The sequence below is a fragment of the Agrobacterium salinitolerans genome (assembly GCF_027498475.1).
In the GTDB taxonomy this organism is placed as follows: domain Bacteria; phylum Pseudomonadota; class Alphaproteobacteria; order Rhizobiales; family Rhizobiaceae; genus Agrobacterium; species Agrobacterium salinitolerans.
In genome coordinates this window covers 164,394-177,518 of sequence record NZ_JAPZLN010000003.1, presented here as the reverse complement: position 1 = coordinate 177,518, position 13,125 = coordinate 164,394, and the positions used below count along the sequence as shown (strand labels likewise).

At 59.4% G+C, this 13,125-nt stretch carries 14 protein-coding genes and 1 tRNA gene; 8 read left to right on the top strand and 7 right to left on the bottom strand.

Annotated features, from left to right (window positions below):
• Positions 1 to 34 precede the first annotated feature (34 nt).
• Entirely contained in the window at positions 35 to 1,000 is a 966-nt protein-coding gene (locus O9X91_RS12830) for a heparan-alpha-glucosaminide N-acetyltransferase (RefSeq protein ID WP_077982259.1), read from the top strand.
• A 286-nt stretch (positions 1,001 to 1,286) separates the two neighbouring features.
• Here the strand turns inward: O9X91_RS12830 and O9X91_RS12825 are convergent, their stop codons facing one another.
• A complete protein-coding gene (locus O9X91_RS12825) occupies positions 1,287 to 1,673 on the bottom strand; it encodes a MerR family transcriptional regulator (RefSeq protein ID WP_003524989.1) in 387 nt (128 codons plus the stop codon).
• Positions 1,674 to 1,745: 72 nt separating this feature from the next.
• Positions 1,746 to 3,173, bottom strand: a complete 1,428-nt coding sequence (mgtE, locus tag O9X91_RS12820; protein WP_077982258.1) for a magnesium transporter — start codon at positions 3,171 to 3,173, stop codon at positions 1,746 to 1,748.
• 393 nt (positions 3,174 to 3,566) lie between these two features.
• On the opposite strand from mgtE, the gene O9X91_RS12815 reads away from it, so the two are divergent.
• Genes O9X91_RS12815 through O9X91_RS12805 form a run of 3 tightly spaced genes read left to right on the top strand, consistent with a single transcriptional unit; the run spans position 3,567 to position 6,681 of the window.
• Positions 3,567 to 5,867 (top strand): FdhF/YdeP family oxidoreductase, encoded by a 2,301-nt coding sequence (locus tag O9X91_RS12815; RefSeq protein ID WP_269833473.1) that lies wholly within the window; start codon positions 3,567 to 3,569, stop codon positions 5,865 to 5,867.
• Entirely contained in the window at positions 5,867 to 6,169 is a 303-nt protein-coding gene (locus O9X91_RS12810) for a hypothetical protein (protein WP_269833474.1), read from the top strand. Before O9X91_RS12815 ends, O9X91_RS12810 begins: the two co-directional genes overlap by 1 nt.
• A 17-nt stretch (positions 6,170 to 6,186) precedes the next feature.
• A complete protein-coding gene (locus O9X91_RS12805) occupies positions 6,187 to 6,681 on the top strand; it encodes a peptide deformylase (RefSeq protein ID WP_269823908.1) in 495 nt (164 codons plus the stop codon).
• 3 nt (positions 6,682 to 6,684) lie between these two features.
• Here the strand turns inward: O9X91_RS12805 and O9X91_RS12800 are convergent, their stop codons facing one another.
• A complete protein-coding gene (locus tag O9X91_RS12800) occupies positions 6,685 to 7,113 on the bottom strand; it encodes an OsmC family protein (protein WP_077982254.1) in 429 nt (142 codons plus the stop codon).
• Positions 7,114 to 7,235: 122 nt separating this feature from the next.
• Between O9X91_RS12800 and O9X91_RS12795 the strand changes: the two genes are divergently transcribed.
• Positions 7,236 to 7,403, top strand: coding sequence for a Thivi_2564 family membrane protein (locus O9X91_RS12795; RefSeq protein WP_003502827.1), 168 nt, complete (start codon positions 7,236 to 7,238; stop codon positions 7,401 to 7,403).
• 76 nt (positions 7,404 to 7,479) lie between these two features.
• On the opposite strand, the gene O9X91_RS12790 is transcribed toward O9X91_RS12795, so the two are convergent.
• Positions 7,480 to 7,977 (bottom strand): PAS domain-containing protein, encoded by a 498-nt coding sequence (locus O9X91_RS12790; RefSeq protein WP_244614230.1) that lies wholly within the window; start codon positions 7,975 to 7,977, stop codon positions 7,480 to 7,482.
• A 497-nt stretch (positions 7,978 to 8,474) separates the two neighbouring features.
• Positions 8,475 to 8,559 (bottom strand) — tRNA-Leu (locus O9X91_RS12785).
• Between the two features lie 189 nt (positions 8,560 to 8,748).
• Between O9X91_RS12785 and lipB the strand changes: the two genes are divergently transcribed.
• The 3 genes from lipB to O9X91_RS12770 all read left to right on the top strand — a co-directional run bounded on the left by lipB (position 8,749) and on the right by O9X91_RS12770 (position 11,636).
• On the top strand, positions 8,749 to 9,480 hold the full coding sequence (lipB, locus tag O9X91_RS12780) for a lipoyl(octanoyl) transferase LipB (RefSeq protein WP_142912251.1): 732 nt from the start codon (positions 8,749 to 8,751) through the stop codon (positions 9,478 to 9,480).
• 66 nt (positions 9,481 to 9,546) lie between these two features.
• A complete protein-coding gene (locus tag O9X91_RS12775) occupies positions 9,547 to 10,614 on the top strand; it encodes an NAD(P)-dependent alcohol dehydrogenase (RefSeq protein ID WP_137410410.1) in 1,068 nt (355 codons plus the stop codon).
• An 86-nt stretch (positions 10,615 to 10,700) separates the two neighbouring features.
• Entirely contained in the window at positions 10,701 to 11,636 is a 936-nt protein-coding gene (locus tag O9X91_RS12770; RefSeq protein WP_269833570.1) for a DMT family transporter, read from the top strand.
• 19 nt (positions 11,637 to 11,655) lie between these two features.
• On the opposite strand, the gene O9X91_RS12765 is transcribed toward O9X91_RS12770, so the two are convergent.
• Positions 11,656 to 12,114 (bottom strand): hypothetical protein, encoded by a 459-nt coding sequence (locus tag O9X91_RS12765; RefSeq protein ID WP_269833475.1) that lies wholly within the window; start codon positions 12,112 to 12,114, stop codon positions 11,656 to 11,658.
• Between the two features lie 144 nt (positions 12,115 to 12,258).
• Positions 12,259 to 13,104 carry a phytoene/squalene synthase family protein gene (locus tag O9X91_RS12760; RefSeq protein ID WP_269833476.1) on the bottom strand — a complete coding sequence of 282 codons (846 nt, stop codon included), beginning with the start codon at positions 13,102 to 13,104 and terminating at the stop codon, positions 12,259 to 12,261.
• Positions 13,105 to 13,125: the final 21 nt, after the last annotated feature.

Below are 13,125 nucleotides of genomic sequence, written 5' to 3'. Positions count from 1 at the left end.
TGATACCGCCCCCCGAAAGCCGAAAACGGAAACCATGAACACGAACGCAGCCGCAAACGAAAACCGCCGCAAAGGCCGCATAGGCGGTCTCGACACCCTGCGCGGGCTGGCCCTCATCGCCATGGCGTCCTACCACTTCACATGGAATCTGGAATATTTCGGCTATCTGGAACCCGGCACGGCAACCACCGGCCTGTGGAAACTCTATGCGCGCGGCATCGCCAGCTCGTTCCTGTTTCTGGCCGGTTTCAGCCTGTTTCTCGCCCATGGTAAGGGCGTCAACTGGCCGTCTTTCGGCAAACGTTTTGCGATGGTGGCCGGCTCGGCACTGCTCATTACCATCGCCACCTATTTCGCCTTTCCGGACAGCTTCATCTTCTTCGGCATATTGCACAATATCGCCGCGGCAAGCCTTGTCGGGTTGCTGTTCGTGCGAGCCCCCGCGGCCGTGACGTTGCTTTTTGCCGTGATCGCCTTCACCCTGCCTCACTATCTGCAGTCCGAACTGTTCAACGCAAAATGGTTGGCCTGGATTGGTTTTTCCACCACGCCGCCCCGTTCGAACGACTACGTGCCGCTTCTGCCCTGGCTTGCGCCCTTCCTTGCCGGGCTTGCGGTGTCGCAATTCGTCACGCCGCGCGACTGGCTCGACCGCTTTCGAAGCCCGAGTTCGCCTCGTAACCTGATCGCAGGCGCCGGCCGCCACAGCCTGGCATTCTACCTCATCCACCAGCCGGTGCTTATCGGCCTTGTCTATACCCTGTCGCTCATAGCCCCACCCTCGCCTGTCGATCAGGTCGAGCTTTACAAATCGAGCTGTGAAAAGAGCTGCGTCGAGCAGGCCAACGGGCTGGAACTGTGCCAGCGTTTCTGCGGCTGCACACTGGAGAAGCTGCAGGCGGAAAACCTGTTCGACACGATGATGGAAGGCAAGCTCAACGCCGATCAGCAGACGAAGGTCAGTGAGGTGGCGCAACAGTGCACGGTTGAGGCACAGTAGGGAGACGTCAGGGCTTGCCGCTTGTTTCTTCTCCCTGAGGGGGAGAAGGTGGCCCGAAGGGTCGGATGAGGGGGCAACGTTGCCGAATATCTCTACCCTAGCCCCCTCATCCCGCTGCCGCGACCTTCTCCCCGGCGGGGAGAAGGCGACAAGCGGCACATACTCGCTCCAACGCGGCCCATCACCACTCTGGCGATCGTCCCCCAAAGGAATGCGGTAAAGATAGAAGGCTTAAGGCCTGTTTTCGGCATTAAATCACTGACGAATCAAGCAGCACGAGCTGCTTTCACGTCCCAACGCCGATTTCGGCAAGCCGCGTCAGACAGGCTTCTTCGACATTGTCGAGTTCCGCCAGCGTCTCTTCGATGTCCTTGCGTTTTTGCCGAAGCTCGGCGCGCTTTTCATCGACCTTCTTCATCAGAAGCACCAATTGGCCCGATTCGCCCGGCGGTTCCTTGTAGACGTGAATGATCTCGCGAATTTCGGAGATCGTGAAACCGATACGGCGGCCGCGCAGGATTTCCTGAATAAGGCGGCGGTCTGCAGCCCTGAAAAGCCGTGTGCGCCCGCGACGTTCAGGGTGAATCAGTCCCTCGTCCTCGTAAAACCTCAAGGTGCGGGTGGAAACACCGAATTCGCGTGTCAGTTCGGTTATGCTATAATACTTGTCCAAGGGCCTATCCGATTCATCACCGGAAGATATTATTTGACCTTCACGTAAAAGTCAATTTTCGCCCGTCTGGCCCTATCCGGAAATACCGTACCACCAGGTCGCGATCCCCAGAAAGGCGAAGAAGCCGACAATATCGGTGACCGCCGTCACGAAAACTGCCGACGAGACCGCCGGGTCCGCGCCGAACTTGTCGAGCACCAGCGGAATGAGAATGCCCGCCAGCGCCGCCGCCAGCATGTTGAGGCACATGGCCGTGGCGATGATGCCGCCGATATGGATATCCTGAAACCAGATACCGGCAACGATGCCGATGGCGCAGCCGAACAGCATGCCATTCAGAATACCCACGCCCGCCTCGCGCCGGATGATGCGCGCAGCGTTGTGAATATCGAGGCTTTTGGTGGCGAGCGCCCGCACCGACACCGTCATGGTCTGCGATCCGGCATTGCCGCCCATACCGGCCACCGCCGGCATCAGGATCGCCAGCGCGACGATCTGCTGGATCGTTGCATCGAACAGGCTGATGACAGAGGCGGAGAGAAAGGCGGTGATAAGGTTAACCGCAAGCCAGGGCACGCGCGAACGGGACGTGCTGGCGATCGAGTCCGACAGTTCTTCGTCACCGACACCGCCAAGGCGCAGCAAATCCTCCTCGGCCTCTTCCTGAATGACGTCCACCACATCATCGATGGTCAGCACGCCCACCAGTCGGCCGTTATCATCGACCACGGCGGCGGAGAGAAGGTCATATTGCTCGAAAAGCTGCGCGGCCTCTTCCTGGTCCATCTCCGCCGGAATGGAGTGGTTGGTCTCGTGCATGATCGTTTCGATCTTCACCTGACGTTTGGCGCGCAGAACCCTGTCGAGATCGAGCGCGCCGACCAGCTTGAAGGTGGGATCGATGACAAAAATCTGCGAGAAGGATTCCGGCAGCTCCTCCTCCTCGCGCAGGTAGTCGATGGTCTGCCCCACGGTCCAGAACGGCGGCACGGCGACGAATTCCGTCTGCATGCGGCGACCGGCCGAACTTTCTGGATAATCCAGCGCCCGCATCAGCCGCACGCGTTCAGTGAACGGCAGTTGCGAGAGAATATCCTCGCGGTCTTCGTCGTCGAGGTCCTCGAGAATATAGACGGCGTCGTCCGAATCCAGCTCGCCAATGCCGGCGGCAATCTGTTCATTCGACATCTGGTCAACGATATCGAGACGGATGCCCTCATCCACCTCGGTCAGCGCCGTCATGTCGAAATCGGAACCGAGAAGCCGCACCAGCGCATGGCGCTGTTCCGGCAGGATGGATTCCAGCAAGTCACCAAGTTCCGATTCGTGCAGCCGCGCCACATTCTTGCGCAGGAAAAGCAGATCGCGGTCAGCGATCGCCGCACCCACCATCGTCAGAAAATCGGAGCGTACCGAACCGTCTTCGGCGTAGATATCGGAGGGCGCTTCCGTCGGCTTCATGTCCTCGGGCGCGACAGGATCGTCGTCACGGTCTGTCATCTGGCGTCCCCTTGTATTCAAATATGGCAGTGCACGGATGCGCAGGCAGAATGGCGTTAAAAGGTATATTGTCAACAACCGGGTAGCAGCAAATACGCAAGCTCTCCGGCCGCGGCAAAAAATCCATTCGACATTCCTCTTCCTATTGGCCGGCAGGGTCTCAGCCAGCGGCCAAAAGCATGTTTAGCCAATCTGCGCGGCTTGTTTTACGACAACGTCCACCCCCTTTACGCCGTTCCCGTTTTAAATGTCGAATGGGCGAACAAAGGTTTTGCCGCAATGCACAATTAAGACATTGACAGGCGGTGCGGATCAGCGCTTTTGAAGATGCTTTTGACAAACGGCAAGCGCCGTCGGGCGCGCGCAAGAAGACACATCCCGGGAATCACAATCATGAGCAAGACGGATTTCATAGGCAAGGCATCCTCCGCCGCAGGTGGCTGGGGCGCACTCAAAAGCGTCGGCAAACGCCTCCTGGAATCCGGCGCCCCGATTTCCGGCGCCCGCACGCTTTTGAAGACCAACCAGCCGGATGGATTCGACTGCCCGGGCTGCGCCTGGGGAGACCCGGAACATGGCTCCTCTTTCGAGTTCTGCGAAAACGGCGTCAAGGCGGTGTCATGGGAAGCAACGGAAGCCCGGGTGCCGCCGGATTTCTTCGCCAGCCGCACCGTATCCGAACTGCGCAGCTGGTCTGATTACGATCTGGAAAAACAGGGCCGCCTCACCCATCCAATGCGTTATGACCGGGCGAGCGACAGATATCTGCCTGTCTCCTGGGACGATGCCTTTGCCGAAATCGGCCGTATCCTCAACAGCCTCGACAGTCCCGACCGGGCTGAGTTCTATACCTCCGGCCGTGCCTCCAACGAGGCGGCCTTCCTCTATCAGTTGATGGTCAGGCTTTACGGTACCAATAATTTCCCCGACTGCTCCAACATGTGTCACGAGGCGAGCGGCGTCGGCCTGAAAGAATCGATCGGCGTCGGCAAGGGCACGGTGCTGCTGGAGGATTTCGAGCAGACGGACGCCATTTTCGTCATCGGGCAAAATCCCGGCACCAACCATCCACGCATGCTTGGCGACTTGCGCCGCGCCGCCCTTCGCGGCGCCCGCATCGCTGTCTTTAATCCCATCCGGGAAAAGGGTCTCGAGCGTTTCGCCGACCCCCAGGACAAGATCGAAATGATCACCGGCAGCAGCACGAAAATCGCCACCAACTATTACCAGCCGCGTCAGGGTGGCGATATGGCGGCCGTTCGCGGCATGAGCAAGGCAGTCTTCGCCGCCGACGATGCAGCAAGGGCGGCGGGCGAGCCCGCCATCATCGACTACGACTTCATCACCGAACATGCGGCCGAATTCGATGCCTATCGCGCCGCCGTCGATGCGACGAGCTGGGAGAGCATCCTCGACCAGTCCGGCCTCACCCGCGCGGAGATCGAGGAAGCCGCCCGCATCTACATGAACGCCGGTTCCGTCATCGCCACCTGGGCCATGGGTGTCACGCAGCACAGGCATTCGGTCATTATCGTTCGCGAGATCACCAATTTTATGCTGCTGCGTGGCAATATCGGCCATCCGGGCGCCGGCCTTTGCCCCGTGCGCGGCCATTCCAACGTGCAAGGCGACCGCACCGTCGGCATCGATGAAAAAGCCCCGCCCGCGCTTCTCGATGCGCTGGAAAAGGAACTTGGCGTCCCCATGCCGCGCAAGCCCGGCCACAATACCGTCGAAGCCGTCGCCGCGATGCTGGACGGCAAGGCTCAGACTTTCATCGCGCTCGGCGGCAATTTCATGCGGGCGACGCCCGACAGCCCGCTGATCGTCAAGGCTTTCGAAAAGCAGAAGCTGACCGTCAACATCGCAACCAAGCTCAACCATTCGCACTTGGTGCCGGGCGAAACCTCCTTTGTGCTGCCCTGCCTCGGCCGAACGGAAATCGACCGCAATTCGGCCGGGCGCTCGCAGATCGTTACGGTGGAGGATTCCATGAGCATGGTGCACGGTTCCGGCGGCATCAATCCACCGGCCTCGGATGAGCTGCGCTCGGAAGTGGCCATCGTCGCTGGCATCGCCGAGGCGACGCTTGGCAATGCCCATGTCGACTGGAAGGCGCTTGCCGATGATTACGACCTCATCCGCGACATGATCGAGCGGGTCATTCCCGGTTTCGATAATTTCAACGAGCGCGTACGCGTGCCGCGCGGTTTTCATCTGCGCAACGCAGCAGCCGAACGGGAATGGAACACGCCGGCGAAAAAGGCCACCTTCTATAGCGGTCCGCTACCCGAACAGACCGAACACCAGCAGGCGCTCACGCGCGATGACCTGTTTGTCTTGCAGACCTTCCGCAGCCACGATCAATACAACACCACGATCTACGGCATGGACGACCGTTATCGCGGCGTCTATGGCGAGCGCCACGTCATCTTCATGAACCCGAAGGACATGGAAACGCTCGGCGCCCATTCCCGCCAGCGTGTCGATGTCATCGGCGAATATGGCGACGGCGTGGAACGCATTGCGCGGAATTTCCGGCTGGTGCCCTATAATATCCCGCAGGGCAGCGTCGGCGGTTATTATCCGGAACTGAACGTGCTGGTGCCGCTATCGAGCTATGGCGAAGACAGTTTCACGCCGACATCGAAATCGGTGCTCGTCTCCGTTCGCCTGCGCCCGGACGCCTCCTGATGGACGAGGCGCAGTCCGCCGCCGCGTTCATGGCGGCGTTGGACCGGGTTCAGGAAAGCTCCTCACGGGCGCTGACAGCCACGGGCGCGGCGATCCTTCTTTCGCTTCGTCTCAACATCGCCGCTGACAGCCGCAGCATCGCCAGTCGGCTGGGGCTTGCGCACGCCCTCATTCTGCGCGAAATCACTGCCCTGTCGCCACGTTTCGTGCGGGTGACAAAACGCGATGCCCGCACCCAGCGCAGCTTTCTGGAGGCAACCGAAGAAGGACAGGCCCTCGCGGCGGCGTCCCTGCGGATTTGAAACAAACGGAGCATTCCTTGGCAATCAGGCCGATCCTGCCCTACCCTCATCCCGGTTTGTCCGAAATCTGCGCGCCGGTCACGGCTTTCGACGGGCAATTGCAACAGCTGGTAACGGACCTGATCGACACGATGCGCGCTGCACCCGGCGTCGGCATCACCGCCGCCCACATCGGCATAAAACAGCGGGTTTTCGTGTTGGAACTGACACCGGGAACCGTCCTGACCTACATCAATCCCGAAATAATCAGCCAATCCACGCAGACCATGCGCCATATGGAGGGCAGCGTCTCCATGCCGGGCTTTACCGACGAGGTGGAGCGGCCTTGCAGTGTCGAGGTGAGGTTTCAGGACATATCCGGCGGCGAACACCGGCAGACCGCCGAGGGATTTCACGCCGTCTGCATCCAGCACGAGATCGACCAGCTGGATGGCGTTTTCTGGCTGAAGCGCCTCTCGAAGCTCAAGCGCGACCGGCTGGTGAAAAAATGGGAAAAATCCCGGAAGCCTTGATCGTCAGCCGGTAACAGACATCGCGAATTCCGCATCGCCCTTCAGCGTGTTGCTGACAGTGCATATATCCTCGGCAAGATGGGCAATGGCGTTGCGGCTATTCTCATCGAAATCGCCGCTCACCGCGATGCCAATGTCGAAACGGACAATGCTGTACGGCTCCTCGGCGGATTTTTCGCCCGTGACCTCGACAACCACACCATTGAAGCGCTCCAGCAAACCTAGCCGACTGGCGGCGATCCGGGCGCTGAGTGCAAGACAGGCGGCGAGTGACGAATACAGTAGATCAATCGGGTTGAATCCCGGCTCTGCAACGCCGGTCACGAGATCCAGTTTACCGCCTGTCACCGTCGAAATGGCGGGGCGACCGAGCCGCCCCACCTCGGCCCTCGCCCCCACGGGACGCAACTTCACCTTCCCACCATCTGCCATTCAGCAAGTCCTAATTTAATCGCGCGCAATCAACTGCATGGAACAAAAATCTATCTGGCGCTTTTTACTCACACAACGGTGAACGACCGTTGAAGCCTTTATTTTACAGGGAGCTGGGACATATGGTTACATCTACGCTCGTCAGCATTCTGATCACCTTCCTGGTGATTGTGCTCGTCTTGTGGCTTATCGCGCGCCTGCCGGTCGGCGGCGGTGCGAAACAGATTGCGCAGGTGATCGTCATCATCATCGGCATTATTTCGCTGCTGAAATATCTTGCCGTCTTCTGATGTCCAAGCACGGTGCAGACGAAAAAAGGCGGCGAAGGCCGCCTCTTTTTATGCGCGGTTTCAAAAGCCCGGATTGCTATTGCCGAGGCTCGAACTGATAGGTTTTTTTCAGGGTAATATCCCGAACGCTGCCAATGCCCAGAAACGGCGTATTGTCTGCATCAAAAATCGCCCTGCCCTTCGCCACGATCCATCGTTTCGATCCGTCCGGCAGATTGACCTTATAACGCTGGTCAAAAAAAACACCTGTCGTAATGCTCTCAAAAATGGCCTGCGCCACCTGATCGCGCATTTCGACATCTATTCTTTCGAGTATAGCCTCGATCGTCACCCCGCGTGACGCAACCGGTTCCGAAAAGCCATGACACTCCGCGGTGACGGCATCCATGATCAGCCTGTTGTCGGAAATACTCCACATGTAATAGCCAAGCGCATTGTCTGAATCCGTTTTGTCCCCCAGCACGAAACCCCCCGGACATTTTTCCTGACGAAAGCTAACATCAGACCTCTGATATTCCACCCCTCGTTTTTTAGGGTGAGGCCGATGTCCACCGGAGCGTGCATTGATATCCACCGAAATTTCACGCCGGTCAGATCGAGTACGGTCTCAAAGGAGCGATAAATTCCTGGGGGACATCGCAAAGCCGCCAACCTCGTCCTACATAACTGTGCGACGAAATTTCATAGGAGGCTAATATGCTGCGAACCGCTCTCACTTTCGGAGTGCTGACGGCAACTGCCGCTCTTGCCGGGTGCCAGACGTGGGAAAGCCCATATCGAGGGTCTCAATGGCGCATGGACCAAGTGATGGACGGTGACCCGTATCGCGTCGGAGATGGCAACCATCAGGGAAATGGTACCGCCTCAAATATCATTCGACGCTAGGTCGCGACGAGCATGCTGAAGTAGCGGCAGGTCGAGAGTTCTCCGAACCAAATTATAAAGCCCGGGTAGTGACGAAAATCACATCGAAGCCGCCCGAGCTCTGTTCCAACGAAACCGCGAGCAGAAAACAGAAAGCTATCTAAACGACTGGCTAAAAAAGAAAAAACCCGCCGAAGCGGGTTTCTTTGGTGCGGTCGAGAAGACTCGAACTTCCACGGGTTGCCCCACAGCGACCTCAACGCTGCGCGTCTACCAATTCCGCCACGACCGCATCGTGGTAGGCGTCGACTTGCGCCGACGGGGGTGCATGTAGCAAAAGGATTTTCGGTGCACAAGAGCGTCGTGACAGTTTTTTGAAATTAAAAATCGCACCGCACCATCCTATATGCAGGAAGCCCGGAAATGCTGGGGTTGCGGCCGTCTCGCCATTTTGCGAGAAGGCTGTGGAAAGGACTTTTTCATGCTCACACGCACCGATATAGAGACAAACATGCTGCCCGCTCCCGGTTCGCCGCCCGTTCGCTGGCGAATCTCGGAAGGCCTCGTGCCCTATGAGCAGGCGATTGAGGAAATGGAGCGTGAAGTCGCCGCCATCGCCAGCGGCGAGGCCGATGAACTCGTCTGGCTTCTGGAACATCCGCCGCTCTACACCGCCGGCACCAGCGCCGATGCCGCCGACCTTATAGAGCCGGAGCGTTTCCCCGTCTTCGCCACGGGTCGCGGCGGTGAATATACCTATCACGGGCCAGGCCAGCGGGTTGTCTACGTGATGCTCGATCTGAAACGGCGGCGGCAGGATGTCCGCGCCTATGTGGCGGCGCTGGAGGATGTCATCATCCGCACGCTCGATAAGATGAATGTCCGTGGCGAGCGGCGCGAGGACCGCGTCGGCGTCTGGGTCAGGCGGCCGGAGAAACCACTGCTTCCCGATGGCGGCATGGCCGAGGATAAGATCGCGGCGCTTGGCATCAGGCTGCGCAAATGGGTGAGCTTCCACGGGCTCTCGATCAATGTCGATCCCGACCTATCGCATTTTTCCGGCATCGTTCCCTGTGGCATCAGCGCCTATGGCGTCACCAGCCTTGTCGATCTTGGATTGCCGGTTATGATCGGAGACGTCGACGTTCTGCTGCGCGAGGCCTTTGAGGAGGTGTTTGGCGAAGCAGCGCCCGACGCCGGCGCAAGCGGCTGATCCCACCGCAACCTTTGCCGCAGGCCGGTGTTTCCAGCATCGATCACCACAAGAGGAGGAACGATCATGTTCACAACATCCGCTTATGCCTGCGATGACGGTTCTTCGCCGATGAAGCTTGCGACCATCAAGCGTCGCGATCCCGGCCCGCGCGACGTCGAAATCGAGATCGAATTCTGTGGCGTCTGCCACTCCGATATCCACACGGCCCGCAGCGAATGGGCGGGCTCCCTCTACCCTTGCGTTCCCGGCCACGAAATCATCGGCCGCGTCGGCCGTGTCGGCTCGCAGGTCACCCGGTTCAAGGCGGGCGACCGCGTCGGCGTCGGCTGTATTGTCGATAGCTGCCGGGAATGCGCAAGCTGCGCCGAGGGTCTGGAACAATATTGCGAAAACGGCATGACCGGCACCTATAATTCCCCCGACAAGGCGATGGGCGGCGGCGCGCATACGCTTGGCGGCTATTCCGCCCATGTGGTCGTCGATGACCGTTACGTCCTCAACATTCCCGAAGGCCTCGATCCGGCGGCAGCAGCACCCCTGCTCTGCGCGGGTATCACCACCTATTCGCCGCTGCGTCACTGGAACGCCGGACCCGGCAAGCATGTCGGCGTCGTCGGTCTTGGCGGTCTCGGCCATATGGCCGTCAAGCTCGCCAATGCCATGGGCGCAAAGGTGGTGATGATCACCACCTCGCCCGCCAAAGCGGAGGATGCAAAAAAGCTCGGCGCCCACGAGGTGATCGTCTCACGCGACGCCGAGCAGATGAAGAAGGCCGCTTCGAGCCTCGATCTCATCATCGATGCCGTGGCCGCCGACCATGACATCAACGCCTATCTGGCGCTGCTGAAACGTGACGGCGCGCTGGTCCAGGTGGGCGCGCCGGAGAAGCCGCTCTCGGTGATGGCCTTCAGCCTCATTCCCGGCCGCAAGACCTTTGCCGGCTCGATGATCGGCGGCATTCCCGAGACGCAGGAAATGCTCGATTTTTGCGCCGAAAAAGGCATCGCCGCCGAAATCGAGATGATCGATATCGATCAGATCAACGACGCTTATGAACGCATGATAAAAAGCGATGTGCGTTATCGCTTCGTCATTGATATGAAGAGCCTGCCGCGCCAGAAGGCCGCCTGACCCTGAAAGGGGGCGACCTTGCGGGCGCCCCTTTCCCGTTGGACCTTTCGGTCGAAAGCGCAGCCTGCCCCATGACTTCCCGATCCATGACCAGCCAGACCGGTTTCAACGATATCGCCAGGGGCATGACCATCATGGCGGGTTGCATGCTGGTGCTGCCGGTCATGGATGCGATTGCCAAATACATGGCGGTAAGCGGTGGCATGTCGCCAGCGCAGGTGACCTTCTATCGCTTCTTTTTCCAGCTGCTCTGCACCCTGCCGCTGCTGATCGTGGTGTCGCCCAGGGCGCTGTTCAGCGCCAAGCGGCCATGGATGAACTGCCTGCGTGGCGTCCTGCACGCCTCGGCCAGCCTGATGTTCTTCGCCGCCGTCAAATACATGCCGCTCGCCGATGTCTTCGCAATCTATTTCGTCGAGCCCTTCATGCTGACCATGATGTCGGCCCTCTTCCTCGGCGACAAAGTGGGCTGGAAGCGCTGGACCGCGATTGCGGTGGGCTTCAGCGGCGCGCTGATCGTCATCCAGCCCAGCTTCGAAATCTTCGGCTGGACGTCGCTTCTGCCGGTTGCCTGCGCCTTTCTTTATACGCTTTACCTCTTTTTGAACCGCGCCATCGGCGATGCCGACAGCCCGTTGGTCATGCAGACCATGTCCGGCATCGCGGGGACCGTATTCATGGGTGCCGCACTCTTCGCCGGTGATGCGCTAGGCGACCAGGATTTCGCCGTCTCGCTTCCGCAATCCGGCTTCGCCCTTGCCCTTCTCGTATTATTGGGATCGATATCCGGCTACATGCACCTGTTGATCGTCAGGGCCTTCCGGCTGGCGCCGCTTTCTCTGCTGGCGCCGTTCCAGTATTTCGAGATCATCTCTGCGACGATCCTCGGTTATGCGCTGTTTTCAGATTTCCCGACGCCGTCGAAATGGCTTGGCATCGTCATTATCGTCGCATCCGGCCTGTTCATCATCTGGCGCGAGCGCCAGAAAGACGGCGCAAACCCGCCGCTTGACGGACAATGACAGCCGGCACAGTTATTTCTCAAGTCTTCGAGGGCAGCGGCCCTTCGTCGTGATGGTCCTGCGCCTCCACGAGACTGCCAAGCAGCCAGAGGGAAACCTCGGCCGCCTCTCCGGCCGACTTGAACCGGTATGAGCCGCTATATTTCGGCATGTCGAAGAAGGTGACGACGAAACCGTCACCGCTCTCAAGACTTTCGACCCGGATGCGCTCGGGATCGATCATCACGCACACATAATGCGATCCCATATTGCGCATGAAGCCGGCCTTGTTGTCGTGCAGCCGCACGAAGGCACCACCACCATCCGCCGTCATATGCAGGCTTCTGATCGCCTCATTGGGAAAGGCGCGGGCGAAATCCATGATCGCCTGCCCCACATCATGACTGTTATCCTCATCCGTCGCCCGCGACATGCGCCAGGCGTAAACGGCAAAGACTGAAAGCAGCACGAAAACGATAATCCAGATCGCAATATTCATCCGGGGCGCTCCCTCAGTATAACAACATCAAGATTCGCGAATCGAAACGATGCGAACCGATTCAGGTTCATATAGACCGAGGCTTGTGTGAAGTGTGGCTTAGCGGGATCGACCTCGATTCGCAGCCTGGCTCAGTCAGCGCCATTAGAAACGCTTGAGGAAGGAAGCCTTTGCCAGCAGCCATTGCCGGCGAAGCTGCGACAGTTGCAGGTCGCCGTCAAATACGCCGCTCCCCGCCCTTCTCGCGGCTGCGATGACCGGACCGGACAGGGCGACGGGAAGATAGGCGGCAAAGACATTTTTCGAAATCTTCGCACGCCTCGCCTTCTCGATATGATCCAGCGCATGGGCCGCAAAAATTTCAATGGCGATACCGATGCGCTGCCTGTCCCGCCCTTCGAGAAATGTTTCGCGGTCTAGCCCGGCCGCAGCCAGCATATCGGCGGGAATATAGACCTGCCCGCGACGCCGGTGCAGCGGCATGAGCAGCAGCATGCCGGCCATGGCCTGCGCCACGCCCGCGTGCCCTGCCGCCTCCGCGCTGGATGCGGCGTCTTCAGTGGAAAGCACGAGACTTGCAAGCTGGATCAATGCGGATGCGGTCTCTCCGGCATAGCCTTCCAGCGCATTGCGATCCTCGAACAGGTCGTCATAGAGATCGAAGATACGCGCCTCGATCATATTGGCCAGAACCGGACGCGGCAGGCGATAGTGCTCGATCGTCGTCAAAAGCGCTGCAGCCACCGGGTGGGATTGGCTGTCGCCGTGTGGATTGCCGTCGAGAAGATCGCGCCACCATTGCATGCGCACCTCGCCGGGCAGTGCTTCGCGCACGGAATCGCGGATGCGGGCGATTTCGGCGTTGAAGGCGTATAATGCGGCAAGGGCATTGCGCCTGTCTGCGGGCGACAGAAGAGACGCGAGATAGCGATCGCGATCGGTATCGCGCAGCGTCGCGAGGCAGACGTCGAGATTTTCTGTGGGTGCCATGGTTCCCCGCGCGAAACGTCC

Bases quoted from the DNA above. Each gene is read 5' to 3' on its own strand.
- O9X91_RS12830 (WP_077982259.1), top strand. From the start codon at position 35: ATGAACACGAACGCAGCCGCAAACGAAAACCGCCGCAAAGGCCGCATA.
- mgtE (WP_077982258.1), bottom strand. From the start codon at position 3,173: ATGACAGACCGTGACGACGATCCTGTCGCGCCCGAGGACATGAAGCCG.
- O9X91_RS12815 (WP_269833473.1), top strand. From the start codon at position 3,567: ATGAGCAAGACGGATTTCATAGGCAAGGCATCCTCCGCCGCAGGTGGC.
- O9X91_RS12810 (WP_269833474.1), top strand. From the start codon at position 5,867: ATGGACGAGGCGCAGTCCGCCGCCGCGTTCATGGCGGCGTTGGACCGG.
- O9X91_RS12800 (WP_077982254.1), bottom strand. From the start codon at position 7,113: ATGGCAGATGGTGGGAAGGTGAAGTTGCGTCCCGTGGGGGCGAGGGCC.
- O9X91_RS12795 (WP_003502827.1), top strand. From the start codon at position 7,236: ATGGTTACATCTACGCTCGTCAGCATTCTGATCACCTTCCTGGTGATT.
- lipB (WP_142912251.1), top strand. From the start codon at position 8,749: ATGCTCACACGCACCGATATAGAGACAAACATGCTGCCCGCTCCCGGT.
- O9X91_RS12775 (WP_137410410.1), top strand. From the start codon at position 9,547: ATGTTCACAACATCCGCTTATGCCTGCGATGACGGTTCTTCGCCGATG.
- O9X91_RS12770 (WP_269833570.1), top strand. From the start codon at position 10,701: ATGACCAGCCAGACCGGTTTCAACGATATCGCCAGGGGCATGACCATC.
- O9X91_RS12765 (WP_269833475.1), bottom strand. From the start codon at position 12,114: ATGAATATTGCGATCTGGATTATCGTTTTCGTGCTGCTTTCAGTCTTT.
- O9X91_RS12760 (WP_269833476.1), bottom strand. From the start codon at position 13,104: ATGGCACCCACAGAAAATCTCGACGTCTGCCTCGCGACGCTGCGCGAT.